This is a genomic window from Listeria grandensis (assembly GCF_014322885.1).
Classification (GTDB): domain Bacteria; phylum Bacillota; class Bacilli; order Lactobacillales; family Listeriaceae; genus Listeria_A; species Listeria_A grandensis.
Map to the genome: position 1 here is coordinate 277,876 of NZ_JAASUG010000003.1, position 25,981 is coordinate 303,856.

Here is a 25,981-nt window from a genome sequence, read left to right on the forward strand (position 1 = left end):
AACTTTATATGTCATTCTTGATTTTTTAAATGTGGAAGAGTAGCTATATATTTGATATAGCTACTACCATCCACTTATTTGTTGTTTTTATTCTGAAATTGTAACTACTTTTTCGGCAATTTTTTTATTTTCTGGGCTGTAGCCGTAAACGATCACTTCATCAGTGGCTGTGATTTTTTTGTCGAGTGTGTAGAATTTATATGTGCCGTTTGTTGCGATTGTTCCACCATAGTACATTTTTCCGTTCACAGAGATTGCTACTTGTTTGACGTCACCTGTTAATGTACCTTTGATGTTGGTGTCTGTTAGTTTCAAGTCTGCTGTTGTAATTTCACCTGCATATGCGACTTCGATTTTTAATGTCTTAGATGCTAGCAGGTTGTTGTTCGCATCGTAGTAATTCATAGTGACTACAGAATCTGCTGACTTGATTTTGTCTAGGGCGTAGAATTTGATGTTACCGTTAGCAACGTCTCCACCCCAATATTTCTTGCCATCTACAACAATACCAACTTGTGTAACGTCAGAATTATTGTATGTTGCTTGAAGATAGTTATCACCAATCTTGTAGTCGGCAAGTGTCACTTTCAATGGTTCTACGACTTGTACTGGGAATGAAGTTTTGATTTGTTTGCTGTTGTCGTATAGGTTGACCGTTACAACATCGCCTACTTTTGCGATTTTATCCAAACCATAGAATTTCAATACGCCATTTTCTACTGTTCCGCCATAGTAACGTTTGCCATTAACATCGATACTCATGCCAGTTGCTGCTCCTGTATATGTGCCTGAAATGTAAAGGTCACCGAGTGTATATTTCGTTGCTTGTCCAACGACCGGGATGATCGCGTCTAGTTGTGTTTGTGCTTTGGCAATGCTTGTTTCTAAGGCTGCTTTTGTTGCTGGATCTGTTACCGCAGCTACCAATTCTTTTGCTTGGTTGATCGCATCTTGTGTCAATGTTGTCGCGATATCATTGGCTGGATTATTGCCTTGGAATAATGCGTTGACTGCTTCTTTAGCTGCTAAGCGTTCTGCTTCCGCTTTTTCTGCTGCTTGACGTTCTGTCAGCTGTTTGCTTGCTTCGTCTAGTAATGTTTGTAATTCTGCTTTTTTCGTTTCGTCTGTTAGGGCATTGATGACTTCTTGTGCGGCTGCAATTGCGGCTTCGTCTGTTGTTGGTTTAATAGCATTATCCGAGCCAAATAGGTCTTGAACGGTTTGTGCAGCTGCTTCAGATGCTTGACGTGCTACTAATTGTTTCGTTGCTTCGTCTAGTTGTGTTTGTAGTTCTGCTTTTTTCGCTTCGTCTTTTACTTCGTCTACGAGTGCTTGCGCAGCTGCAATGGCTGCTTCATCTGTCGTGTTGTTGATGACAGCATTCGCATCGAATAGCGCTTGTACAGCTTGTGTTGCTTTTTCAGCAACTAAGCGTTCTGCTTCGGCTTTCTCTGCTTCTTGACGTTCTATCAGTTGTTTCGTTGCTTCGTCTAGTTGCGTTTGTAGCTCTGCTTTTTTCGTTTCGTCTGTTAGCGCATTGATGACTTCTTGTGCAGCTGCGATGGCTGCTTCGTCTGTCGTTGCTTTGATCACATTATCTGGACCAAATAACGCTTGAACGCTTTGTGTTGCGGCTTCGGATGCTTGACGTGCTACTAATTGTTTCGTTGCTTCATCTAGTTGTGTTTGTAGTTCTGCTTTTTTCGCTGCGTCTTTTACTTCGTTGACAAGTGCTTGTGCGGCTGCAATGGCTGCTTCGTCAGTCGTGTTGTTGATAACAGCATTCGCATCAAATAGTGCTTGTACGGCTTGTGTTGCTTTTTCTGCTGCTTCACGTTCTGCTAATTGTTTCGCTACGTCGTCCAATTGTGCTTGTAGTTCTGCTTTTTTCGCTGTATCTGTCACAGCATCAACCAGTTTTTGTGCATCGGCAATCGCGGCTGCATCTGTCGTTGGCTTGATGTTATTCGTTGCGTCTACAAGGTTTTTGACTGCGTCGCTTGCTGCATCTTGGCGTGCTTGTTCTGCGGCTACAAGTTGGTCTGCAACCATTTGTTCTGCTTTTTCAATTTCTTTCAGTAACGCTTGTTTGGTCACAACGTCTTCGATACCGTTGACTAATTTCTTCGCGTCATTGATTTTTTGTTGCGTAATATCGGTTGCTGTAGCAGTATGCGCATCATTCGCGAATAATTTGTTCACGGCTGCTGTTGCTTCAGCTTCGGATACGTAAACGTGGATTTCAATCGAGCTATTTTTGCCATTTGCAAGGGTCGCTGTGATGACAGTTTTACCGGCGCTTAAACCAACTACTTTACCAGTCGCGTCAATGCTTGCGATCGTTGAATTAGATGATGTCCATGTAGTCCCTAATTTGCTGGTTGTAATCGCATCTAATTGTATGCTTTCTGTTGTTAAGATGGTACGATTTCCGCTGTTGATTGTGACAGTTGCACTTGCTTCTGCCGCAGATGCTGCCGCCGCGTCTAGCAATGCTTGTGCTTTATCGATTTCCGCAAGTAAAGCATCTCTTAAATCGCCATTTGGTAATTTATTCACGGCTGCTTCCGCACGGTTAATCGTTGTTTGTGTTGTCGTTGTTTTGATGGCCGTATGGTCCGTTGTTGTGAAGAGATCATTAACGGCTTTCTCTGCTGCTGCGCGATCTGCTAATAAATCGGTAGCTTTCGCAAGTTCTGTTTCCAATGCGCGTTTTACTGCTGGATCGGTTACTAAATCAAGCAATGCTTTCGCTTTGTCTAGATCTGTTTGGATAGTTGGATCTTTCAATGCTAAATGTGCACTGCTACGGAATAGATCATCAATCGCTTTTGTTGCTGCGTCTTGACGAGCCTTTTCTGCTGCTACAATGGCTGCTTTTTGCTCTGCTAATTGACGTTTCGCTTCATCCAATTGTGCTTGTACGGTTGCTTTTTCAGTTGGATTCGTGATCGCATCTACTAATTTTTGAGCATCTGCAATGGCTTTTTCATTCGTTGTTGTTTTGATTGTTCCAGTCACATCATTATTGTTGAAAAGTTCTTTCACGCTTGCTGCGGCTGCTTCTTGACGCGCTACTTCTTCTGAGGCGGCTAATTCATTCGCTGCTAATTGGCGTTTTGCTTCTACGATGTTCGCTTGTAATTCTGCTTTTCTCGCTGGATTCGTGATGGCGTTAACCAATGCTTCTGCGGCTGTAATTGCTGCGGCGTCTGTTAGAGGTTTGATCGTGCCGTTCACGTTGCCGCTGTTGAATAAGTCTTTTACTGCTGTTTCAGCGAGGGCTTGACGTGCATTTTCCGCTTGTTCTGCGGCTTTTTGGTCCGACAATTGTTGTTTCGCTGTGTCTAGTTGTGCTTGTAGTTCTGCTTTTTTCGCTGTATCTGTCACAGCATCGATGCGTTTTTGTGCATCTTCAATCGCTTTTTCGTCTGTTGTTGCTTTGATCGTTCCAGTCACATCATTGTTGTTGAAAAGCGCTTTAATGTCTGTCGCTGCTGCTTCTTGACGGGCTTGTTCTGCAGCTGCTTCTGTTGCGGCTGTTTCACGAGCTGCTAATTGCGCCTTTGCTTCGTCTAATTGTGCTTGAACGGCTGCTTTTTCTGTTGGATTCGTGATTGCATCTACTAATTTTTGAGCATCTGCAATGGCTTTAGTATCCGTTGCCGTTTTGATCGTTCCAGTCACATCATTATTGTTGAAAAGTTCTTTCACGCTTGCTGCCGCAGCCCCTTGACGCGCGGCTTCTTCTGATGCGGCTAATTCATTCGCTGCTAATTGGCGTTTTGCTTCTACGATGTTCGCTTGTAATTCTGCTTTTTTCGCTGGATTCGTGATTGCATTAACCAATGTTTCTGCGGCTGTAATTGCGGCTGCATCTGTTACGATTTTGATCGTGCCGTTCACGTTTCCACTATTGAATAAGTCTTTCACTGCTGTTTCAGCAAGGGCTTGACGTGCATTTTCCGCTTGTTCTGCGGCTTTTTGGTCTGCCAATTGTTGTTTAGCTTCGTCTAGTTGTGCTTGTAGTTCTGCTTTTTTCGCTGTATCTGTCACGGCGTCCACACGTTGTTGTGCGCTAGCGATGGCTTGTTCGTTTGTCGTTGCTTTGATTGTTCCGGTTACATCATTGTTGTTGAAAAGCGCTTTGATGTCTGTTGCGGCTGCTTCTTGGCGTGCTTTTTCTGTTTCACGCGCTGCCAATTGTTCTTTCGCTTCGTCTAATTGACCTTGTAATTCCTCTTTTTTCGCGGTATCCGTTACGGCATCCACACGTTGTTGTGCATTCGCGATTGCTTGTGCGTCTGTCACGGTTTTGATTGTTCCAGTCACATCATTATTGTTGAAAAGCGCTTTGACTTCTGTTGTCGCAGCTTCTTGACGGGCGCGCTCTATAGCTGCTTCGCCATCACGATCTTCTAGTTGACGTTTCGCTTCGTCTAGTTGTGCTTGCAATTCCGCTTTTTTCGCTACATCTGTCACAGTATTTATCAAGTTTTGTGCGTCGGCAATTGATGTTGTGCCAGTTGTTGGTTTGATCGTTCCTGTCACATCATTGTTGGCAAAAAGAGCTTTCACTTCTGCACTCGCTGCATCTTGACGCGCTTGTTCTGCGGCTACTTCACGCGCTGCCACTTGTTTTTTCGCTTCGTCTAATTGCGCTTGTAATGTCGCTTTCTTCGTTGTGTCTGTCACAGCGTCGATACGTTGTTGTGCGTCCGCAATAGCCCCGGCGTCCGTTGTTGTTTTAATTGTACCTGTTACGTCATTATTGTTGAAAAGTGCTTTGATTTCAGTTTCTGCTGCTTCTTGACGGGCTGTTTCTGCGGCTATGGCTGCGTCACGCGCTGCCAACTGACTTTTCGCTTCGTCTAGTTGTGCTTGTAATTCTGCTTTTTTCGCTGTATCTGTCACACCATTAATGAGTGCTTGTGCGTCTGCAATTGCTTTGGCGTCTGTTACCGTTTTGATTGTTCCGGTTACGTCATTATTGTTGAATAATGCCTTGACTTCAGCTGTTGCTGCTTCTTGACGGGCTGTTTCTTCCGCTGCCGCTGTTTCACGCGCTGCTAATTGACTTTTTGCTTCGTCTAGTTGGGCTTGTAATTCTGCTTTTTTCGTTGCATCTGTTACAGTGTCGATACGTTGTTGTGCATCTGCAATCGCTTTAGCATCTGTCGCTGTTTTAATAGTTCCTGTTACATCATTATTATTAAATAGCGCCTTCAACTCAGCTGCTGCTTCTTCTTGACGCGCTGTTTCTTCCGCTAAATCACGGGCTACAATTTGCTGCTTCGCTTCATCTAATTGCGCTTGCAACTCCGCTTTTTTCGCTATATCTGTGACACCATCAATCAATACTTGTGCATCAGCAACCGCTTTGGCATCTGTCGTTGTTTTAATAGTGCCTGTTGGATCAGCATTATTGAATAGTGCATTAATATTCGCTGTTGCTGCTTCTTGACGGGCTTTTTCCGCTGCGATATTAGCATTAACAACTGTCATCAAGTCAGTTAATGTCTTTTGAACAGCTGCTTTTTGTGTTGCATTCGCTACTAAATTAATTTGTTTTTGAACATCGGCAACCCAAGCATCTGTTACGTTTGGTTTTACTTTACCATCTGTACCAACTAAAGTCGCTACTGCTTCTTTTGCTAATTGATTGTCAGATTTACCAGCAGTAAAATTGGTTAAAGTTATTGTTTTTGCTACATTTAAAGGACTAACTAATTGTAAAAAGACGCGAGATGTCGTGCTTTTCGCTACAAAAGTATACTCAGCAAGACCGCTAGCTGCAGTTTTGAAATTAAGATCCTCAGCAGCGTTGGAAGTGTTTACTATACCTAGCCAAAAATTGCTAGTTGTTGAGTATGTTCCTTGTGAATAATTTGTAGACACTGTATACTCTTTACCAATTTCTGTATTTATGGATTGCATGACTAATAGATTACTTGATGCGCTATACATCGTTAGATTACCTTCATCAGCACTAGTTAAGCGCTTCACTGGATTAATGCTGGCTGTAACCGCGTTACCACTTTGCGTATAGAGAAGAGTATTACTTATTGTGTCCGTGATTGCAGTACCTGTCGACCAATATTTCAGTTTCGCCGATGTAGCCGTTGATACTCGTTCAATCGATGTTGTCATTAAATTAGGATTGCTTAGCTCAAAATAAGTTGATGCAGTAGCTGCCTTCTGTACAGCATATCCTTTAGTTGATAATACGTTTAATGGTGTTAATACAGTTGTTCCTAACATAGAAGCAATGGCCAGTGTACTAATTACTTTTTTCATTTTCATGTTTTTCATGTGTTTAATTTTCCTTCTTTCTTTTTTGGTTTTTGTTTCCCTGTGAAATCGTGTATTATTCTAAATACTCAATTAAAAAAACTATCTAATATTTTTTAGTTAGCCTCTGACAAACTTCTTCGCTTCCGGCAGCAATAACTATTAGTTAAGTTTATTGGGATAGGTTTTATATGGTTTTCATCATAGTGACCTCCTATAAACATCATAACAGCTAAAAAACAAGCGCCCTTTTTACAATTTTGCACGTTTTGTCACGATTTGTGTCGAATTTTTGAACTTTATTTTTTTAATTCTGCTTCGCTCATTCATTTCTGTCCATTTCGATGACAATAATGAATTCCCCAATTTCGGTATTCGTGGTTTAATGGTTATAGAGGCAGCGAACGAAGCGCCATAAAGAATCGTAGGAGGAGATAATATGAAAACAAATACATTAGCAAAAAGCGAAGCATTAGATACAAAGATACAAGCTGGGAAGTTCCTTACTTCTTTAATCGAGTCAGATATCGCCAAGGAAAGATTGGAATTAAAGAAGAACGACAAAATCGAATTGACAGCAACGAACAACACGCCTTATATCTTTGTTATTGTAGCTGGTGTTGCCGGTATCTTCTCCAATACAAATGTAGCGATTGACTTTGCTGGCGAAGGTGATTTACTAGATTACAACGTCTACTCTAGCCAACTATTCGGAAAAGCTTTGACAGACGAAGTGACGGTTTGGAGATTTGCACAAAGTGATGTATTTAACAAAATTGCAGAGAGCTCAGAGATTCAATTACAGCATTACCACATGCTACAAACGATTCAGCGCCGTTTAGAGAAGAAGCAAATCCAAGCAACGTTAGACACGAAAAATATGGTTGCAGCGTTCATCCACACATTAGCAACGCGTTATAACCCGAAAGCGGATGACCAAGGTATGATTGAACTACCGAGATATTTTTCAAGAAAAATGATTGCCAATTATGCTGGCGTTAGTCTTAGTACACTGACAGCTCATTTACAACAATTGATGGAAGAAGGCCGTGTTATCTTTAATGCCCGCGTACTTCTTATCGGTGAAGAGAACGAAGCCTAAAAAATAGGTCGAATAAAAAATCATGCTTAGCGCTTGGCCAAACATGACTTTTTATTCGACCTATTTATCTGTTACTACTACATACGTAACGCTAATCGGACCGTGTACACCAACCACGAGCTGCATCTCGATATCGCCTGAATTCGATGGACCAGAGATGAAATTGATAGAGGAGCCGATTTCCTGACCACTCGCAATGCGCGCATCATAATAATCTGCAGCTTGTGTGGAGCGCGGGACAATTTTGCTTTTTGGCACGATCGCGATATAGTGCACTGGCAGAAAATGAAGCGTACGGCCTTGTTTAGGACTCGATTCTACAACGACTGATCCACTTTCAGCAAGGAGAAAGTCTGCAAAGGCAATCGCAATGTTTGAATCGGCTGCTGTGGCAATGTTCGCCGCGCGATTCTCTCGCCCTTCTTTCCAAATGGAAACCACGCAATTGTCCCAGGCATTATTCGCTAAATTCTGTAATCCAAATTCCTCGAATCGTGGATCATCGGCAATAAGCACCGACTCGTTACCGTAATTGGTAGCGATTTTTTCGATGTTCGCTGCAAGATCTGTGACAGATGTCTCCACCACATCCGTATGAATGCGCGAACAAGCACCTTTTGCAATCGCTAGCAACTCATCTTGCGTCTTCCCAGCCAGTGTCGTATCCGCAATCGTATGCACGCGTTCTGGTCGTTCGACACCAGTTCGACGCCGTTCTCGTCCTAATTTCTCCGCAATCCCATTCAAAAATGCTTCCCGATTATCCGTCGCTGTCATTTCACTACACCTCCTTGCTCCCGATTTTGATACCACGTTCGGAAATTATCGCGTTCTTTCGGAGGGCGTGGCAAATCACGTACACTCGTCCAACCTTTAATCAAGCCGAATCCGCCGGAAATATAGCCTCCGTATTGATACAAGTTTTCCGTCGTAGAAGACGGTTTCGCGCCAAGCACGCCAAGTCCAACATGACCGAATTTCAGCGCCTGCTTAAACAAGAACGGCGACGAGGTAGCTTTTGCAATAAAGCGCATTTGCTGATCCACAAAACCGTGTCCCATTTTCAGCTCGTCCGTCATCACCCGCCGATGCTCAATCAACAAACCATGAAGTGGAATTTTGACAGGGCACGTATCCGTACAAGCACCGCACAAACTCGACGCGTAAGGCAACTCGCCAAACTGTTCGTAACCGCCAAGTACCGGTGATAACACCGCGCCAATTGGACCCGGATAAATCGAGCCGTAACCATGTCCACCAATTGTCCGGTACACCGGGCACACATTCAAACACGACCCACAGCGAATACATTGCAATACCGACTGAAACTCCGTACCTAGCGCCTCCGAACGTTTATTATCCAGAATCACCACATGAAAATCATCCGGTCCATCCGATTCCTCCGTCAATTTTGGCCCCGAAAAAGTAATGTAACTCGTCAAACTCTGACCGACCGCACTGCGCGACAACAAGTTATCCATCACTTCCGCGTCCGCCATGTTCGGCACAATCCGCTCCATTCCCATCAACACAATCTGCGTATCCGGAATGCTCTCGCACAAATCCGCGTTCCCCTCATTCGTCACTAAATTCACCATACCACTACTCGCAATCGCAAAATTGCAACCCGTAATCCCGACATCCGCGTCCAAGAAAAATTCCCGCAACACCTCGCGAGCAAAACGCGCCATGTGCTCCGGCTCATTGTCCCCGTCATACCCCAACTTCTCCTTAAACACCAACCGAATCTGCTCCCGATTCTTATGTATATCCGGAAAAACAATGTGCGACGGCTCATCCCAATCATCCATCTGCAAAATAAATTCCGCGAGATCCGTCTCCATCACCGAAACCCCGTCCATCTCAAGCAACAAGCGATCCAAATCAATCTCCGTCGTCACCATCGATTTCGACTTCACGATTTTCTTCGCGTTTTTCTGCCGAATCACATCTTTCACATAATCCGTCGCCTCCTGCTCCGTAGACGCAAAAAACACCTTTCCACCATTCTTCGTCACATTATCGCTAAACTGCTCCAAATAAAAATCCAAATTTTCAAGCGTATGCTGCCGAATCTGCTCTCCAAGATCACGCCACTCTTCCCAATTGCCCAAGTTCTCCCGCGACGTTTCCCGTTTCACCCACTGATCATCCTGCGCTTTTGCGACCGCTTTTTGCATAAACGTATCGTCCAGACTCTCCTTCACCCGCGTATCAAAATCCTTCATACTCGTCGATAGTCCCATTTTAGAATCCCCCTTAAACCGTTGCCCGAACAGGCTTTGTGACATTACTATTCAACACTTCCGCGATATGCATAATCTTGATTTCCTTACCCTCACGATTAAATTTTCCACCGATATTCATCAAACAGCCCATATCCGCGCTGATCAGAATCTCCGCATCCGTCGCCACAACATCCGCCATCTTCTCCTCGACCATCTGCTCCGAAATCGCCGGCATCTTCACCGAAAAAGTCCCACCGAACCCGCAACAATTTTCCACATGCGGCAACGGCACTAATTCCAATCCCTGCACCTCCGCAAGTAACGCATATGGCGCTTCCTTCTCGCCCAAAATCCGCGTCATATGGCACGAGCGATGATATGTAGCCTTCCCCTCAAGCGTCGCGCCAACATCCGTCACACCCAACACATGATATAAAAACTGCGAAAACTCATAGGTTTTAGCACTAAGTTCCCGCGCCGCTTCCGCATATTCCGGATCCGCTTTAAAAATCTCCTCGTACTCGCGCATCATTCCCACGCAAGATCCCGAGGGTCCAACGACATATTCCGAATCCTTAAAAGCTTCTAATTGATTGATCAAAGTTGCTCGCGTCTTCTCCATGTAACCGCTATTATAAGTAGGTTGCCCACAACACACTTGCGACTCTGGGAAATCCGTCGTGCACCCCAGCCTTTCCAAACATTCCACCATCGCCATCCCGACATTGGGGAACATCATGTCCACAAGACACGTCGAAAAAATACTGACCTTCATAACTATACGCCTCCATTATATTTTGCATATTCCTTCCATACATAAATTTTAGCATATTTCCCATTAGAATCCGAATCAAAACCCTTGGTAAATCAAGCTTTATCCAACAAAACCAAAACAAATGGCGTTCCAAAGCTAATTGGGAACATGTTGTTTGTTAATCCAAAAACCACTTTATATCGAGGTTTTAAGTGGTTTTAAAACAAAAAACAACTTTCTATCGCAACAAATTCGCCACGCTAGAAAGCTGTTTTCACCTAAAAATACACTATTCCGTTTATACATAAAAAATTTCCTGCAAATCGCGATTTTTTAATAGCATTATCCCGCAGAAAGCGCTACTATAAAGAGAAGCACGAGCTAATCCGTTAATAATGAGATATAATATTTATACAGTTGTTGCACAACTTCCGTCGCACGATCATACTCTCGCTTTTCCAATGCATCCAGTAGCAGTCCCATCGCCTCCACTGTGCACATCGCCGAAGTAAGTATAAACTGCCTACCAAAGATATCATCAAACTCTGTCAATTGCATATTAATCTTCCGAAGACTACTGCCTAAACTCATCATATTCGCCTGTTGACAAAGCTTTAGGTAAAACCGTTCGCACGCATCTATATAATTTGTATAGCTAGCATTCTCAAGACTTACTCTCATCTCTTCCAGATGTGTATAAAGCGGCTGTTTCACAATCGGCACATTCATCTCTTTTATGCGCTGGATAATGTATTCCATATTCAAAAACATGATTTGGAAGCGACCTGAATAAAAAAATTCTTGACTATGCGTTTCTTTTACACAATACATATCATCAGGCAATTGCGTTAACAAACCTCTTTGGCTCAACAACCGCAATGCTTGTTCTGCAATATTACTCGACACGCCAAACAGAGCCGCAAGATGTTGCACCTCAATCGTGTCACCAATTTTGTATTTTTTGCAAAGAATGTCCTTTTTTATAGACGCATAGATTTCATCTGCTACTCGTTCATTGTTTAGTATCATCATCAATTACCCGCTTCTTCACTTTATTATGATCCCTCCTCATTGTAAACGATAAAGCGAAACTAAAAAAGAGCAAGATACCTCAAAGTTGACTTTCAGCAGCGGAAAAAATAAGAAGTTTCATCAATCAAGAAAGGATGATTCGCCATGAATGGGATTCTAGAAAAAGATAAAGAACGGCAATTGCTGGTCATAAAACTCCTCCTATCCGATCATAAAATTTGGGATCGCCAAGAAATCTGCAAACTTGTCAACTGTTCGAAAAAAACATTGGCTCGCGATCTAAAAAATCTGGAGCATTCGCTACCACCCAACTGGTCTCTCATCAATACGATCGAAGGAATTAGTCTTGAGAAACCATTCGATGAAAACTTCATTCACCTATTTTCGGCCTTCTTTTCGGAAACGTATTTGTTCCGACTTTGTTATGATATCTACGATGAAAAGAAACTTTCTCTTGCCGCGTGGTGCCAGGAGAACTTCGTCAGTCAAGCGACCATTTATCGTAAGCTCACACCCGTTCATCGCTACTTAAAATCGATTCACCTACAACTAGAAAATAAACCACTTGATTTGATTGGTAAAGAATCACAAATTCGCTTCCTCTTCTACGATCTATTTTTCAATGCCTATCCGGCACACGATATTTTCTTTATCGACATCACGTGGGAAATTATCGATCGCTTTATTGAGAATATTATGCGAAAATTAGACATATACTTTTCACCTGCAGCAAAAATTCAATACGCGGCTTGGATTGGGCTTTCTCTAACGCGCATCAAACGCGGCTATCCTATCGATATTCGCGACACTCGCACGACAAAAACATGGCGTATCTTCAATGAAAATAATGATTTAGCTACCTGTTTCCAAGACCTTGGCGATGAGTTACAAATCGATATTTCCGAAGCAGAATCTGTTTTCATGCTGTCCTGCATGTTCTTTTGTTCCAAGTCCTATACTTCAGAAACATCCAAACAAAAACGAATTGAAATCTGTCAAAAAGCAACCCCTGTCACGTTCCGACTCGTCGACACTATTTTCCATGCCCTACCAAAAGAAGTCGGTTGGGATGAAACCGATTTACTTGTCAGTTTAATCGACACGTTTTCGGTATTTCACGCGGTAGAAAGTCCATTGTTTTTAGCGCAAGAACGATTTTTAATCAAGGAGGAGCACGTTTTATCCCCTGATTTAGAACGAGAAATTGATAGGATATTTCAAATGTTTTCCGAAGAACCCATGTATGCTTACTTACGCGAAAATCACGATGTTTTAATGTATCGGATCGGCATCAGCATCCAAACAGCGATCGAACGCTCTGCACGCCCCGACATTTTAACCGCAAAAATCTTCTCACAAAACGGTTTTCTCTGGGAAGATCTCGTGAAAAAAACAATTCGTTCTCGATACTCGGCGCAACAACTCATCATCGTAAAAAGTGGTCACCCACAAGCCGATTTTATTATTACCGACTTACCATTACCACATAGCGATATCCCGCAAATCGTCTGGAATACTAATCCAACATTGCGCGATTGGCAAATGCTTGACGCTTATATCGAATCACGCACACATCAAGAAGAAGAATTACTTTAAAATTTAAAAAGGAGATGATACACACATGCTACAAGTCAATAACGTATCCAAACAATTCGGCGACAAAATAGCCGTCGATGATCTACATTTCCAAATTAATGAAGGGGAAATTCTCGGCTTAATCGGCCAAAATGGTGCAGGTAAAACGACGACATTCCGCCTTATTCTCAATTTCCTGCGTCCCAATAGCGGGGAAATTCTGTGGGACAACCAAACGATCACAAAAATCAATACCGATATCATCGGCTACTTGCCAGAAGAACGCGGTCTCTATCCAAATGTCACGATTGAAGACCAAATTCTCTTTTTTGCTGAGCTAAAAGGTTGTTCTCGAGCTAAAATAAAGCCAGAAATCGATCTTTGGATGGATCGCGCTGAAATCGTCGGTAAGAAAACAGATCTTGTGAAAACCTTATCCAAAGGGAACCAACAAAAAATTCAACTGATTAGCACGATTATTCACCAACCCAAATTAGTCATTCTAGACGAACCATTCAGTGGCCTTGATCCCGTCAATGCCGAAATTCTGAAAAAATTCGTTTTTGATCTCAAAGCAGACGGCGCAACCATTATTTTCTCCAGTCATCGGATGGAAAATGTCGATGAGCTCTGCGATTCCCTCGTGATGCTAAAACGCGGAAAAACAGTACTTCGTGGCAAATCTGAGGATGTCAAAAACAGCTTTGGCCGCAAACGAATCATGCTGGATGCACCACACCCAAGTGAAGCACTCGCCGCTCTACCTGGTGTTATCCAAATCGAAAACCACAAAGGTATCCGCATCGTGCATCTCGCCGAAGAATCCGATGCCAACAGCGTATTTGATTTTGTCACAAAAGACGGCTTTATACCGATGTTTAGCTTAGAACCACCAACCCTCGAAGAAATTTTCAAATGGAAAGCAGGTGAGACGAATGAGTAAATTCTGGGTCATTACGTCACAAGTCTACAAACGCCGCGTCAAAACGAAATCATTTCTAGTATCTCTTTTACTCCCGTTAATTATTGGCGCACTCATCTTCGCCTTACCTAAAATCATTGACTACTTCGGAGGTGGCGACGATCCAACAAAAATTGCGGTTATCGCTGAAAACCCTGCATTCTCTAAAGTCATCGCCGCCGACAAGGCCAATTTTAAAGTAGACAAGAAAATCGAAACCGAAAAACAGGCAAAAAACGCGCTCAAAGATGGTGATATCGAAGGTTTCGTAACGATCACACCTCTTGGAAAAGAAGTCAACGCTGTCTACACATCACAAGAGACCGCCGGAAACGCCTTAATGACAGCACTTCAAAATGACATCACAACTGTAACCTTGCAACAAAAAATAAAAGAATACAACATCACAGAAAAACAACTCGCGAGCCTGACCACTCCCGTTCCAGTTAAAAACGAGCTTCTATCCAACGACCAACTCACCAACAGTCAAAAAGAAGCCATGAGTGCCGCTATTCTCATGCTGACACTCGTTATTTTCATCTTCGTGATGAGCTATGCTAGCATTGTAGCTGCCGAAATTGCCAACGAAAAAGGCACACGAATCATGGAAATTATTTTATCTAGCGTCTCCTCAACGACACATTTAATGGCAAAACTAACCGCCATTTTGCTGATGCTACTGACTCAAATCGCTTTTTACGGGCTCTGTATTGCTGTCGTCATGATCGGTGGCAAAAATACGGAGGTCATCCAAAGTGTACTTGATCAGTTAGCCCAGTTCCCGACATATTACTTGATTTTAAATATCTTGTTCGTCGTACTTGGCTTGCTTCTCTACATTCTGCTATCCGCGATAATTGGCTCGATGGCACCTAATGTCGAGACCGTTTCTCAGTTTATGTATCCGATGACGATGCTTGCAATTATTGGGTATTGGGGCTCGATTGCCGCTGCCAACGCGCCTAGTAATATGCTCGTCATTATTGGTTCTTATATTCCGACTTTCTCGCCAATGATGATGCTTGCCCGAATGGACCTGCTCGCCGTGGACGCGACTGGTATTTTCATCTCACTCGGTATTCTAGTTCTGACAAACGCTCTAGCCTTTTGGTTAGCGATTCGACTATACCGTGGCAATGTACTCCTTTACACAAATGACGGCTTGTTCAAAACATGGAAAACATCCTTAAAATATGCTAAACGTGACTAGAAAAGAGGTTTTACGAATGATAATCAGAAAATCAACGCAACAAGACGCTACGGATATGATGGAGTTAGAACATCTCGTCTGGACTTCCGGAACCACCCCCGGCGAGATCCATTTTGCAAATGAAGCGGAATATCTGCTAAAAAATCCGGCCGGCTCGAAAGTAGTTGCTGAAATCGACGGAAAAATTGCTGGTATTTTAGGCTACCATTCGCCGATTCCGCTCAAAACAAACCAACATGTCTTAGATCTCGACATCGCTGTACATCCCGATTTCCAAAAACACGGCGTCGGTTCCACATTGATGGAAGAATTATTCCGAATCGCCAAAGCCGAGAACAAGGAAAAGATATCGCTACGTGTCCTCTCGACAAACGAAAAAGCAATCCAATTTTATACGAAACATGGTTTTAAAAAAGAAGGCCAACTACACAATGAATTTATTATTAATGGCGAGTATGTAGATGACATTTTTATGGCGATTTTCCTCTAAAAAGACTACTTTCGATACTATTAATTGCATTAAAATTCCATGCACCCTTATTTTGGCACATCACCAATGTATCATTTTTCACTTTTTATGTTTTAACTTTGCCAAAAGCGGCTAATGTATAGTATCAAAGCGATAAGAGGGTGATTGGGTGGCAGAATTGCAAAGACTGAAGAACAAGCTTACCGGTGAAAAAGACGAATTAGCCAAGGAAGCCAAAGATCAGTTTGTTAAGTTAACCAATGTCGCGTCGGAGCCGTCAGTATTTAGGGAATGTTTTTAAAGTAGTAATACGATTATACCGAATCTAGTTTGCACAAGTTATTTGTATCTCGACTCCCAATTCTCGTTAACGAAAGCGATATTTTTTAAATATCGTGCGAGTAATCTATATGTTTTGTCTCACTGAGTACGCGTATAGGTGTATGGATGAGATACATTAACTTTGCTATAGTCGGATATCGTCTGGTGAAGGAAAGTTCAGTAGCTGGTCAGTCTTGCGAGAGCTTGAGGAAGACCACGGTAAATGTAAAGGTCGCGTCAAGAGGATTACCCACTCGTATGGCAAGGAATATGGAATCTCGTTACGTCGCTCCAACTATATCAATATTTGTTTTACCTCACTTTTGATATAGCTCGCGAAAAAGTTTCGTATTCAAAGGAAGGGTTTTAAAAATATATTCTTGGTAGTGATATTTATTAGTCCAAAGTTGTCTAGTAGATGTCGGGTTTTACCCGTCTTTGACCTACCTATTATTTTTAAATATCCGATCATATTTCGATTTTTGTTTAACCAGTTACTCAGACAAATTCCGACACATCTCGAGGAAAGAGGATGAGTAGAAATGGATACGTTCTTGTACCCATTCCTACTTCATCCTCTTTTTTTGTTATTCTAATTCTACTCGTAAATCTCCAGCTCGCAACCATGATGAACGCAATAAAAATGGTCTGGCAATGAGCGCTATCACCGCTGGAATCACGACCGCTACAATTAAGAAGGCCCCAAATGACAACCACCCATAATTCGCAATCAAAAATAATGGAGCAACAAAGGCGCATAATCCAAGCCCCGCTACCTCGGCCGACGCTTGTAAATGAAAAACAAGAACACCAATCGGGCTTGCTATCACTGCCGAAATAAGCGGAACGATCATCACCGCTGGCCGTTTAATAATGTTCGGCGTTTGCAGTTTTGGCGTACAAATCAGTTGCGCAAAAAATGCTCCCCAATTGTTATCACGGAATCCTAGCACCGCAAATGAAACAAACTGCACCGAACATCCAATCAACGCAGCCGCACTCGCCGTCGGATCTAGTTGCAAAGCAATCGCCAGCGCCGCCGATGATGCTGGACTCAAAATCAAAATTGCAAACACGAGCGCTATCACCATCGAAGAAAATAGCGGTGATCCAGCCACCAGTGATGTAATTCCACCACTCACCGAGGTCAAAACAGGCGCCATAATTTTTGAAAAAAGAAGTCCGCTAATTCCCCCCGAAAGTAACGCCGCGGCCGGAATCAAAATCATGTCGAAATTCGTTTTGCCAGTAACGCGTTTGCCAACCCATACTGCAACAATCACCGCTAAAATTGCCCCAATCGGCTCTCCACCGATAATCGAAAATCCGCCATTTTCAAGTGCTAATATGGCACCGCCACCAATGACCGAAGCAGCCGCGGCACTAATGACGACAAGTGTATTCGCACCTAGACAGATTGCAATCCCGACACCAAGTCCCGGAATAAGTAATAATTTCCCGACCGCACCGATTTCAGTTAACCACGCGAATCCTATCATCTGCCCAATCGTTTGTAATAACAACCCCATACCAAGTGTTACGAGTACCGCATTTGCAATCCCCATCGACGCTTTATAAGAGCGGTCCACAATATAATCCTTCATGCCTTATCCCCTTTTCTCGTTTAATCTTCTTCATTCTAGCGAGGATAAGCATGAAAGGCAAATGATGTTTTACTTACTAAACAATATAACTAATAATCATTCAAAAACCCTATTATCGCGCAAAATAACAGCTACATGTTTAATATCTTGTTTAGTCGATTAAATCTTTTATTTCACTACAAAAGTCACTTAATTTTTTCTGCCTAGTTCTGTATAATAGAGATGTATCCAAAAATAGAAAGGAGTTTTTTAATGAAATTTGCTGGTTTGATTTTACTTATCTTAGGCATCATTGGTGTTGGCGTATCGTTTAGCATTGTTGGGATTATAGGTTTTATCGTCTGTTTAGTCTCTATTGTCCTATTTATCCTTGGTATCTTATTCATGCTTCGTTCTAAAAGAAAACGTAGTCGTCCCTATTCATATAGATAAAACGAAACCCAGCGATCTGACAATTGCAGAAGATCGCTGGGTTTCTTTATGCTATAAAATTTCTACATATCCATCCGTGCCATTTATACGGATTTGTTGTCCATCTTGTATGCGTGTCGTAGCGCCCCCCACTCCAACGACTGCCGGCAAACCATATTCGCGAGCAATCACTGCGCCGTGCGTCATCAATCCGCCGACCTCGGTAACTAAGCCTTTGATCGAAACAAACAACGGCGTCCAGCTAGGATCTGTAAAAGCGGTGATCAATATATCGCCTGCCTCAAGATCCGCCTCTTCCATGTTTAAAATGACGCGTGCTCGCCCTTCAACCACACCCGAGGAAACAGGCAAGCCGATAATCGCTTCTGTTGGAAGGTCTTCACGTTTGTACGCCCCATTCATGATTTCTCCGTCTGATGTAATCACACGTGGCGGTGTTAATTTTTCATATACTTTATACGCTTCTCGTCGTTCGTCCGTGATTGTCAGATCTAATGCTTGCGTGCGCACCACTTCGCGAAGCTCTTCAAACGAGAGGTAATACATATCCTCTTTTTCATGCATAATCCCTGCTTGTACCAGCTTCTCTGCTTCTTTCAGCAACGCCTGTTTATAGATAAAATAACGATAAATCATACCATATTTCGGATATTCTCGGTAGCCAATAAAATTCCGGATGAGGCTGATTACTTCTCTCGTTGCTTTTGCCTTCGCTTCGCCATCTGGTAAGGCCTCTAAACGTGCCATTAACGCTTGCTCTTTTGCCACAGCTGTTTGTAGCCCTTGCTCAAATTTCTGCTTGCTCGCATTCGGTTCGAAATTTTTAATGTTGCTAAGGACCATCGGAATCAACGTCGTGGGCTTTTCCATCCAGCGTGTTCGCGTTATATCGATTTCTCCGGCACAGCGCATGCCGTATTTTTGAAGATAATCCTGTATCGCATCCAATGCCTCCGGTCCACCAACAAGTGTAGGCAAGTCCTCTAAAAAATGCTCCGCTTGGGCTTGTTGCAAATAATCGATCACTTCGGGGTACGGACGAATCACATCGGCAACGTCCATGAGGGCAAGCCCCATTTCAGACGTATTATTGTTTGGCGCCGACTGGGAGATAGCATCGGCAACATTTTTCTCACCTAGCCACGCGTTCATTGTTTCATTAAGCCATAAAGTAGCATCCATAGCTGTATGAATCGCCGCAGAGCTTTGCGGGTCAAATAAAATCCGCTTTAATTCCTGCATATCTTCCACAATAAAATCCAATAATTCAAGCCCCGATTTGTCCGAAATATTCTGCTTTAAAACTTCTATCGACGCTTGGCTACGCTGCATCAAATCCGCAACAATCGTCGGATCATTTTCAATTTTTGCTTCAAAATGGGTAGTCGTCACACTCGCCTCACTCGTTATTGGCACATCGCCAGGGAGTAAAGTTATAACGTCCCCGCGCTCGATTACCGTCGTAAGCGCATCTTTTATAAGCGGCTCAGCATCACCTATCATTTTCAAGAAACCTGCTCGACTAGCTGGTGCCGCAAGTATCGGTGTCACATCTACAAACAATCGACCACCCGCTTTGCGCATAGGGGCGGGCGTCGTCATTAAATAAAACGATAAGCCCAGCGGTTTAATCGGATCCGTCATCATTTGTTGGTGTCCCATCGATATATACACGCGATTTTCTCCATCATCGGCTTCTTCTGGGATCGGATAAAGCGTCGTAATCGGTCGGCTTTGCACAATATAAAAGGCCCCATCTGCAATGGCCCACTCGATATCTTGTGGACAGCCAAAATAAGCTTCAATCTGCCTTCCCATGCGTGCTAATTCTAATACTTGAGCTTCTGTCAGTGTTTCAGTATTTTGCTTATCAGACGCGATCTGCTCCGTTTTTGTTCCACCTTCTTTTCGACCGTAAATAGCTAGTTTCTTGGTGGCGATTCTTTTATCAACGATTGTATTTCCCTGTACTTTATAGCAATCGGCCGATACAATCCCAGAAACAAGTGCCTCTCCCAAGCCAAAACTTGCGTCAATGGATAGTATTTTACGATTAGCGGTCATCGGATCTGCCGTAAATAAAATGCCGGATGCTTGCGGAAAAATCATTTGCTGAATCACGACAGATAATTGGACTTGGCTATGATCGAACTTGTTTTGGATGCGATAAATTACGGCGCGATCAGTGAATAATGATGCCCAACATTTGCGAATATGTGCGAAAATGGCATCACTACCTCTAATGTTCAAATAAGTGTCATGCTGTCCCGCAAACGAGGCCAAAGGAAGATCTTCTGCGGTAGCGCTGGAACGAATCGCATAGGCAAGTTCAGGGCTCGAGTTAAGGAGGTGTCGCTTGATCTCTGCCGCAATATCCGCCTTAATAGGAGCAGCTTCAATTACTTCACGAATCTGCTTACTAAGCGCATTAATTTTTTCTTTATCTCCTGCTTTTTGATGGTTTAGTTGGTCCACCAGTCGATGGAATGCTTCGTTTTCACCAATAACATGTTGGTAGGCTTCCGTCGTCACGCAGAAGCCTGCCGGTACCCGTATGCCTTCTATTCGTGAGCATTCTCCTAAGTTCATCCCTTTGCCGCCGACCAGCTCTTGTTTCGTCGTATCAATCTCTGAAAACGCTAGTACATATGGTTTCATCGCTTTCCCTCCTATTTATCGCTCCACACTAAGACAATAAATCTACCACAATTCCGCTCTTTTATCAATGGATTTACGCCGATTACGTGCACAACGCAAAAACGAGCCCAGACCACTCATCCAAGACTCGTTTATCTTCTATTTCTTATCGCGCGACTACTTTATCGATATTAATTAGCCGATCCATGTGTTCCATCGCCATGCTTGTTCCGAGCGCAACAGATTCAAACGGAGCTGGCGCTAGATGGATTGGCACTGCAATTTTGCTGTGGAGCCATTCGGATAAGCCGCCTAGTAAAGAACCGCCTCCTGTTAGCATTAAACCACTGGCCCGAATATTACCGCTTAGTTCTGGCGGACTATTCTCAAGCGTCGTCTGTACAACACCCAGAATCCGATTTAAAAATTCATTGATCTCGTTTTGAAACTCGGTGGACTCTACCTCGATCGTAATCGGGAAACCTGTAACTAGATCGCGCCCCTCAATCTCAATCGTATGGTTCACCTGTGACATATCACAATGTAGTTGCCACTTCACCTGCTCTGCTGTCTCCAAACCAATCAATACATTATATTTGCTGCGAACAAGTTGCGCAATTTCACGATCCAGCTCGTTGCCAGATTTACGAATCGTTGCACTCGTTACGATACCTCCGTATGAAACAAGTGATGTTGTGATTTTACCTGCACCGATATCAACAATGACATTAGCAATCGGCTTTTCAAATGGCAGACCTGCACCCATCGTTGCCGCAAGTGATCCCTCGATAAAGTAAAGCGACTTCACACCTAGCGAAAATAAGATGTCACCGATCGCTTGACGCTCAATATTCGTCGCACCTGGCAAGAGTGACACAATCAAATCCATTTGCTTAAAACGCTTCCCAGTCACTGCGCTCACACGGCTTTCTACTTTTTTCATTAATCGCAATGTCATATCGAAATCAACAATGATTCCGCCTTGAAGCGGACTGATCACGACAATCGAGCCCGGCGTCTTCTCCGCTAACTCTTTCGCTTCATGCCCTATTTCTAAAACCTTATTTTTCTTCGTATCATATGCTAAAACTGTAGGCTCATGAAAAATCATTTTCTCCATGTCTGAGTAGATACTAATATTAGCCGTTCCAATATCAATACCAATTGTCACTTTCCCCATATTCCTTTTCCCACTTTCCTAAAAGTTGATTATCAGATTCGCCCATCGTTTATAGCTATCCTCTTCCAGTATATCAGGTCTAAAAAATATAATCCATGACAAAACCATGAACTTTTACAAAATAATGTATACTAGGACAACAAAAAGGCCCTAGACGCGCATTAGGTACCTTTTGTTGGGTATTTTATCACATTTTTAGCTAGCTTAGCTTCCACGATAGAATTTACATTCGCATCCATCGCCTCTGCCATTTGAAGGGCATAAATAAAGACGTCTGCTAACTCTTCTAATATAGCTTCTCGATTTTCATGAATCGCTTCTTCCGTCGTCCTCCACTGGAAGCATTCTAATAACTCACTGGCCTCTAACGTGAGAGATAGCGCCAAATCTTTTTGCATGTTATATTGATTTTCCCAGCCGCGATCCAGAAGAAATTGATGCACGGTTTGTTTTAATTGCTCCATCACTGCGCCCCATCTCTTTTTACAATGAGTGTAGCACAAGATACTCGCGTTATGCTAATTTTAAGTAAGATTCCTTCACTTTTTCGAAAAGCTTGGAATAACTTTCAATTCCAGTGACGTCCGCGATCGCTTTTTCTAGCCCCACCGCAGCGACAAGAGCTTGCAGTTCCACCGCTTCTGCATCATCTGGATCATTGAAACGTAAAGCCGCTGCAATCGCGTCTGCTAATGCTTTTGGTGTTTCATTGAAAGCTTCTACAAATTGACGTGCCGGCTGTACAAAACGATCATTTGGTCCTAGTTTACGCATCGGTGAACGCCCAACTCGAGACACATAATCAGAGATGTGCGGATTTTTGAATCTTTCGATAATTTTATCAATGTAAGCTTGATGTTCTGTATGTCCAAAATCAAATTTTTTCTCCAGTAAAGCTCCTGTTTCCTCTAAAGCACTGCGCACTGCGAATAAAACTTTATCATTATGAATCGCCGCTTCGATCGAATCGATATTTTTCATATGGCCAATGTAGGCTGTGACCGCGTGTCCCGTGTTAACTGTGAACAACTTGCGCTCGATATACGGCGTCAAATCTGCGACATACGTGATACCAGGAATAGCTGGTGCCGCGCCTTTAATCGCGCTTTCTTCCACTACCCACTCAAAAAATGGCTCCACAAGGACACTCAGCGGGTCATCCTGTGTTTGATTCGGAACAATCCTGTCCACAGCCGCATTCGGAAACGATACGAACGCATCCGCATACTGCTTTTCTGTCTCGGAAAGCTCCGCGTAAACACTCGCTTGAAGCGATGCCGATGCGCCAATCATATTTTCACACGCCATGACGATTAGCGGTTTTTGAATAGCGATTCGCGCTTTAATACCAGCCACCAAAGTTTTCGCAATAAATGGTAAAATCGTTGGTCCAACTGCCGTAGTCACCAATTCTGTGTCCAAAATAGCCGCGATCACCTGCTCCGGATTTTCTTGACTGTTAATCGCGCTCACATCCGTAATCAAGTCCACGTGCTGCGAATCATCCGCCAAAATCACTTGGTATTGTTTTTTCTCGTTCAGCGCATCCACGACAGTCTTATTTACATCTACAAACGTGACATGATACTTCGCTTCGTGAAGCAACTGCCCGATAAACCCCCGCCCAATATTACCAGCACCAAAATGTACAGCCATCATGCGCTTTCGCTCCCCTCAAAGAAGTCGATGATCTCTTGTTTGGATTCTGCCGCAACGATTTTACTCACATTCTCTTCCTCAGAACAAACGATCGCAATACTGCTCAGTAAATCCATATGTTCCCCATCCGCGCCCGCAATCCCAATAAGTACTTTCACTTCATTACCATCAAACGATACGCCCTGCGGCACTTGCAAAATCACAATGCCCGAGTTTTTAATCATATCTCGCGAATCATCCGTGCCATGCGGAATCGCAACCATATTTCCAATAAATGTTGACGTTAATGCGTCACGCTCCTTCATCTTCTCAATATAAGGCGCATCCACATATCCTTGTTCCACGAGCAATTGCCCTGCCGCCGTAATCGCTTCCTCCTTCGTACTAAACGCCTGTTTCAAAGCAATATCTTGACTATTAAGTGCTACCATTCCTATTTCCTCCTCGTATCATATAAAAATTGATTCAATTTGCTGATCACAAAAGCCGTGATCTCTTTCCCATTTCCCGATTCTAGTAACTGCGTCGTTTCCTCATTTTCAATCGCCATCGCACTAATAAAACTCATCACTTCGAGTCCTTGCGATGCCAATTTTTCCGGTGCTAGCAAAACAAGTAGTGTGGTCGCCGCTACATTTCCGCCTCCCATTGCCGGTACTTCCACCGCATCCTGCAAAGAGAAAATCTGAAAAACGGGCTGGTGCACAAACTCATTTCGGACATGAAACAACGCAAGCCTCGTCTCAGGAATGCCAAAACCGCTCCATTTTTCCCGTTCCAACAACGACCGGAGCAGTATCTCCACCTGAATATCCCGTTCCTGCTCAAACATCGCCATACAAACCGCACGTAACGTGTCTTCCAGATCATGTTGCGTCTCATCCATTGGCACGACCTGAAATCCCTTCAAAATCGCAAGTACTGTATTCGCATACTCCTGCTGCCCCTCCAAACGATGCACCGCCTCGAGCAACGTCATCTGTTCTTCCTGTTCCGCGGGCGCCTTTTGTGGCACAAACATTTCCTTCTGCTTCAAAAAAACCTCAATTTGCGAAATCTCCCGATCCGTGAGCATCGGACTCACAAGAAAATACTCAAAATCCACTTTTCCTAAATCAATCGTCGACACAATCACATCAAAATACCGCGTATTGCGATGATTCAAAACCTCAAATAACGACACATTATGCAAGTCCTTCAATTGCGGTAACGCTTGTTTCAACCTTGTCGCCAACATTTTGGACGTCCCAATTCCACTCGAACAAACGACCAACCCTGAAAACACACGACGCTCATTTTTCTGCAACAAGGCCGCTCCGAAATGCAACACCAAATAACCAATTTCCTCATCCGGCACATCCGTTTGCTGGTAAATTTCCCGAAATGCCACCCGCACAATTTGGAAAAGTGACGGATAATCCTGTTTAATCGTCTTAATCAATGGGTTGTGAATCCGCATATTCTGATCTAGACGTCGCAAAGCCGGTCGCAAATGCGCTGTCAAACCATTGAGCAAAGACGCCTCCTGAAAAGAACTGCCAAGCTCTGCCTCCACTTTTGAAATCAAGCGTTTGGCCATCGTCACTGCCTGCACATTTTCATTCCCCGAAAAAATCCCCGTCTCATCCTGTGCCTTCGCCCCACGAATATGCATCGTTACATACAACGCTTCCCCATCCGGCACCACAAATGGTTCCATCTCCAAACAAGCCGCTAGCAATTCTTTCGCCACTGTAAATTCTGGAAAATTCCGAAAATATTCTTGTTCCGGTTTCATCTCCTGCAAATAATTCCCGCTAATCATTCGTTCTACCGAAATCGAAATATGCACGACAAGCGTCAAATAGGCCTCATCTGTAATTTCATATGCCAAATCCTTGCGCCAAGATCGCGCATTCGCTTCGACTTTTTGAATGAGCACATTATCAATTACGTGAAGCAAGCGTTCGTCCGCCAACATCTCCATCTCGTCTTGCTTTTGCTGCTGAAACAATTGAAATAGCGAATTTTTCGAGCCAGTCTTAGAAATTAAATCACTTAGAAGCGCTCGCTTTGTCACTTCTTCTGCCATTAACTTCACACCATATCCACGTTTTCGCTCAATTTCCGCGCGCCCAAGCAACTCATCTTCAAGTTTCGTCAAATCACTGCTAACCGTTGATATTGTCACATTCAAGTCATTCGCCAATGCGATTAGTTTGACCGGTTCATTTTCCTTTAACAAGGTTTTTAAAATAAATTGTTGCCGCTCCATCGGTGTGAACTCATTGTAAGAAAGATCGAGCAATTGCCATTTGAAAGCTTGGCGACTAGCGTCCGATCCAAACACAGAAAGCTTGGCATCCTTGCGTTCTAGCGCCAATTGATACGATCCAAGAACCGCTTCGACCTCCTTCAAATCACGCCGAATAGTTCGCTCACTCACATCCATATATTCCGCCAAATCCGCTGTTGCTACAGGTTCATGGCTCATTAAAAGCTGCTCCAAAATAAGTCTCGTCCTTGCCGAAATATACATCTTTTATT

General features: G+C 43.3%; 19 protein-coding genes. 7 read left to right on the forward strand and 12 right to left on the reverse strand.

What is annotated here, in order from left to right; all coding sequences use genetic code 11:
- Positions 1-87 precede the first annotated feature (87 nt).
- A complete protein-coding gene (locus tag HCJ54_RS06320) occupies positions 88-6,312 on the reverse strand; it encodes a toxin Cry1Ac domain D-VI-related protein (protein ID WP_187137025.1) in 6,225 nt (2,074 codons plus the stop codon).
- Between the two features lie 418 nt (positions 6,313-6,730).
- On the opposite strand from HCJ54_RS06320, the gene HCJ54_RS06325 reads away from it, so the two are divergent.
- Complete coding sequence (locus HCJ54_RS06325; RefSeq protein WP_187137026.1) at positions 6,731-7,393, forward strand: Crp/Fnr family transcriptional regulator; 663 nt, start codon at positions 6,731-6,733, stop codon at positions 7,391-7,393.
- 60 nt (positions 7,394-7,453) lie between these two features.
- Here the strand turns inward: HCJ54_RS06325 and HCJ54_RS06330 are convergent, their stop codons facing one another.
- From HCJ54_RS06330 to HCJ54_RS06345, 4 genes are all read right to left on the reverse strand, one after another.
- Positions 7,454-8,170 (reverse strand): LutC/YkgG family protein, encoded by a 717-nt coding sequence (locus tag HCJ54_RS06330; RefSeq protein ID WP_187137027.1) that lies wholly within the window; start codon positions 8,168-8,170, stop codon positions 7,454-7,456.
- Complete coding sequence (locus HCJ54_RS06335) at positions 8,167-9,639, reverse strand: LutB/LldF family L-lactate oxidation iron-sulfur protein (protein WP_187137028.1); 1,473 nt, start codon at positions 9,637-9,639, stop codon at positions 8,167-8,169. The genes HCJ54_RS06330 and HCJ54_RS06335 overlap by 4 nt, the downstream gene beginning before the upstream one ends.
- 13 nt (positions 9,640-9,652) lie before the next feature.
- A complete protein-coding gene (locus tag HCJ54_RS06340) occupies positions 9,653-10,396 on the reverse strand; it encodes a (Fe-S)-binding protein (RefSeq protein WP_036065376.1) in 744 nt (247 codons plus the stop codon).
- A 360-nt stretch (positions 10,397-10,756) separates the two neighbouring features.
- Entirely contained in the window at positions 10,757-11,407 is a 651-nt protein-coding gene (locus tag HCJ54_RS06345; protein WP_185525936.1) for a GntR family transcriptional regulator, read from the reverse strand.
- 144 nt (positions 11,408-11,551) lie between these two features.
- On the opposite strand from HCJ54_RS06345, the gene HCJ54_RS06350 reads away from it, so the two are divergent.
- The 5 genes from HCJ54_RS06350 to HCJ54_RS15570 all read left to right on the forward strand — a co-directional run bounded on the left by HCJ54_RS06350 (position 11,552) and on the right by HCJ54_RS15570 (position 15,923).
- The gene (locus HCJ54_RS06350) at positions 11,552-13,003 is read left to right on the forward strand and encodes an AcpB/EbpR/MafR family transcriptional regulator (protein WP_187137029.1); all 1,452 of its coding nucleotides are present in this window, start codon (positions 11,552-11,554) and stop codon (positions 13,001-13,003) included.
- A 25-nt stretch (positions 13,004-13,028) separates the two neighbouring features.
- On the forward strand, positions 13,029-13,925 hold the full coding sequence (locus HCJ54_RS06355; protein ID WP_185411462.1) for an ABC transporter ATP-binding protein: 897 nt from the start codon (positions 13,029-13,031) through the stop codon (positions 13,923-13,925).
- Positions 13,918-15,153 (forward strand): ABC transporter permease, encoded by a 1,236-nt coding sequence (locus HCJ54_RS06360; RefSeq protein ID WP_187137030.1) that lies wholly within the window; start codon positions 13,918-13,920, stop codon positions 15,151-15,153. The genes HCJ54_RS06355 and HCJ54_RS06360 overlap by 8 nt, the downstream gene beginning before the upstream one ends.
- A 16-nt stretch (positions 15,154-15,169) precedes the next feature.
- Positions 15,170-15,643, forward strand: coding sequence for a GNAT family N-acetyltransferase (locus HCJ54_RS06365; protein ID WP_185525932.1), 474 nt, complete (start codon positions 15,170-15,172; stop codon positions 15,641-15,643).
- Between the two features lie 148 nt (positions 15,644-15,791).
- On the forward strand, positions 15,792-15,923 hold the full coding sequence (locus tag HCJ54_RS15570) for a hypothetical protein (protein ID WP_280527059.1): 132 nt from the start codon (positions 15,792-15,794) through the stop codon (positions 15,921-15,923).
- A gap of 607 nt (positions 15,924-16,530) precedes the next feature.
- Here HCJ54_RS15570 and HCJ54_RS06370 read toward each other — a convergent pair.
- A complete protein-coding gene (locus HCJ54_RS06370) occupies positions 16,531-17,547 on the reverse strand; it encodes a PTS sugar transporter subunit IIC (RefSeq protein ID WP_185411459.1) in 1,017 nt (338 codons plus the stop codon).
- Between the two features lie 252 nt (positions 17,548-17,799).
- Between HCJ54_RS06370 and HCJ54_RS06375 the strand changes: the two genes are divergently transcribed.
- On the forward strand, positions 17,800-17,979 hold the full coding sequence (locus tag HCJ54_RS06375) for a hypothetical protein (protein WP_185411458.1): 180 nt from the start codon (positions 17,800-17,802) through the stop codon (positions 17,977-17,979).
- A gap of 51 nt (positions 17,980-18,030) precedes the next feature.
- On the opposite strand, the gene ppsA is transcribed toward HCJ54_RS06375, so the two are convergent.
- From ppsA to HCJ54_RS06405, 6 genes are all read right to left on the reverse strand, one after another.
- Complete coding sequence (gene ppsA, locus HCJ54_RS06380; protein WP_187137031.1) at positions 18,031-20,637, reverse strand: phosphoenolpyruvate synthase; 2,607 nt, start codon at positions 20,635-20,637, stop codon at positions 18,031-18,033.
- Positions 20,638-20,782: 145 nt separating this feature from the next.
- A complete protein-coding gene (gene mreB / locus HCJ54_RS06385; protein ID WP_187137032.1) occupies positions 20,783-21,796 on the reverse strand; it encodes a rod shape-determining protein MreB in 1,014 nt (337 codons plus the stop codon).
- 161 nt (positions 21,797-21,957) lie between these two features.
- Positions 21,958-22,260 (reverse strand): nucleotide pyrophosphohydrolase, encoded by a 303-nt coding sequence (locus HCJ54_RS06390; protein ID WP_187137033.1) that lies wholly within the window; start codon positions 22,258-22,260, stop codon positions 21,958-21,960.
- A 49-nt stretch (positions 22,261-22,309) separates the two neighbouring features.
- Positions 22,310-23,455 carry a mannitol-1-phosphate 5-dehydrogenase gene (locus tag HCJ54_RS06395; protein WP_187137034.1) on the reverse strand — a complete coding sequence of 382 codons (1,146 nt, stop codon included), beginning with the start codon at positions 23,453-23,455 and terminating at the stop codon, positions 22,310-22,312.
- Entirely contained in the window at positions 23,452-23,886 is a 435-nt protein-coding gene (locus HCJ54_RS06400; RefSeq protein ID WP_185411453.1) for a PTS mannitol transporter subunit IIA, read from the reverse strand. The genes HCJ54_RS06395 and HCJ54_RS06400 overlap by 4 nt, the downstream gene beginning before the upstream one ends.
- A 2-nt stretch (positions 23,887-23,888) precedes the next feature.
- A complete protein-coding gene (locus HCJ54_RS06405; protein ID WP_187137035.1) occupies positions 23,889-25,973 on the reverse strand; it encodes a BglG family transcription antiterminator in 2,085 nt (694 codons plus the stop codon).
- Positions 25,974-25,981 lie beyond the last annotated feature (8 nt).

What these genes read in the sequence shown, in the direction of transcription:
- HCJ54_RS06400 (WP_185411453.1), bottom strand. Translation starts at nt 23,886, where the DNA reads ATGGTAGCACTTAATAGTCAAGATATTGCTTTGAAACAGGCGTTTAGT.
- HCJ54_RS06370 (WP_185411459.1), bottom strand. Translation starts at nt 17,547, where the DNA reads ATGAAGGATTATATTGTGGACCGCTCTTATAAAGCGTCGATGGGGATT.
- HCJ54_RS06340 (WP_036065376.1), bottom strand. Translation starts at nt 10,396, where the DNA reads ATGAAGGTCAGTATTTTTTCGACGTGTCTTGTGGACATGATGTTCCCC.
- HCJ54_RS06345 (WP_185525936.1), bottom strand. Translation starts at nt 11,407, where the DNA reads ATGATGATACTAAACAATGAACGAGTAGCAGATGAAATCTATGCGTCT.
- HCJ54_RS06360 (WP_187137030.1), top strand. Translation starts at nt 13,918, where the DNA reads ATGAGTAAATTCTGGGTCATTACGTCACAAGTCTACAAACGCCGCGTC.
- HCJ54_RS06320 (WP_187137025.1), bottom strand. Translation starts at nt 6,312, where the DNA reads ATGAAAAACATGAAAATGAAAAAAGTAATTAGTACACTGGCCATTGCT.
- HCJ54_RS06375 (WP_185411458.1), top strand. Translation starts at nt 17,800, where the DNA reads ATGAAATTTGCTGGTTTGATTTTACTTATCTTAGGCATCATTGGTGTT.
- HCJ54_RS06395 (WP_187137034.1), bottom strand. Translation starts at nt 23,455, where the DNA reads ATGATGGCTGTACATTTTGGTGCTGGTAATATTGGGCGGGGGTTTATC.
- HCJ54_RS06325 (WP_187137026.1), top strand. Translation starts at nt 6,731, where the DNA reads ATGAAAACAAATACATTAGCAAAAAGCGAAGCATTAGATACAAAGATA.
- HCJ54_RS06330 (WP_187137027.1), bottom strand. Translation starts at nt 8,170, where the DNA reads ATGACAGCGACGGATAATCGGGAAGCATTTTTGAATGGGATTGCGGAG.
- HCJ54_RS06350 (WP_187137029.1), top strand. Translation starts at nt 11,552, where the DNA reads ATGAATGGGATTCTAGAAAAAGATAAAGAACGGCAATTGCTGGTCATA.
- HCJ54_RS06335 (WP_187137028.1), bottom strand. Translation starts at nt 9,639, where the DNA reads ATGGGACTATCGACGAGTATGAAGGATTTTGATACGCGGGTGAAGGAG.
- HCJ54_RS06390 (WP_187137033.1), bottom strand. Translation starts at nt 22,260, where the DNA reads ATGGAGCAATTAAAACAAACCGTGCATCAATTTCTTCTGGATCGCGGC.
- HCJ54_RS06365 (WP_185525932.1), top strand. Translation starts at nt 15,170, where the DNA reads ATGATAATCAGAAAATCAACGCAACAAGACGCTACGGATATGATGGAG.
- HCJ54_RS06355 (WP_185411462.1), top strand. Translation starts at nt 13,029, where the DNA reads ATGCTACAAGTCAATAACGTATCCAAACAATTCGGCGACAAAATAGCC.
- mreB (WP_187137032.1), bottom strand. Translation starts at nt 21,796, where the DNA reads ATGGGGAAAGTGACAATTGGTATTGATATTGGAACGGCTAATATTAGT.
- HCJ54_RS06405 (WP_187137035.1), bottom strand. Translation starts at nt 25,973, where the DNA reads ATGTATATTTCGGCAAGGACGAGACTTATTTTGGAGCAGCTTTTAATG.
- ppsA (WP_187137031.1), bottom strand. Translation starts at nt 20,637, where the DNA reads ATGAAACCATATGTACTAGCGTTTTCAGAGATTGATACGACGAAACAA.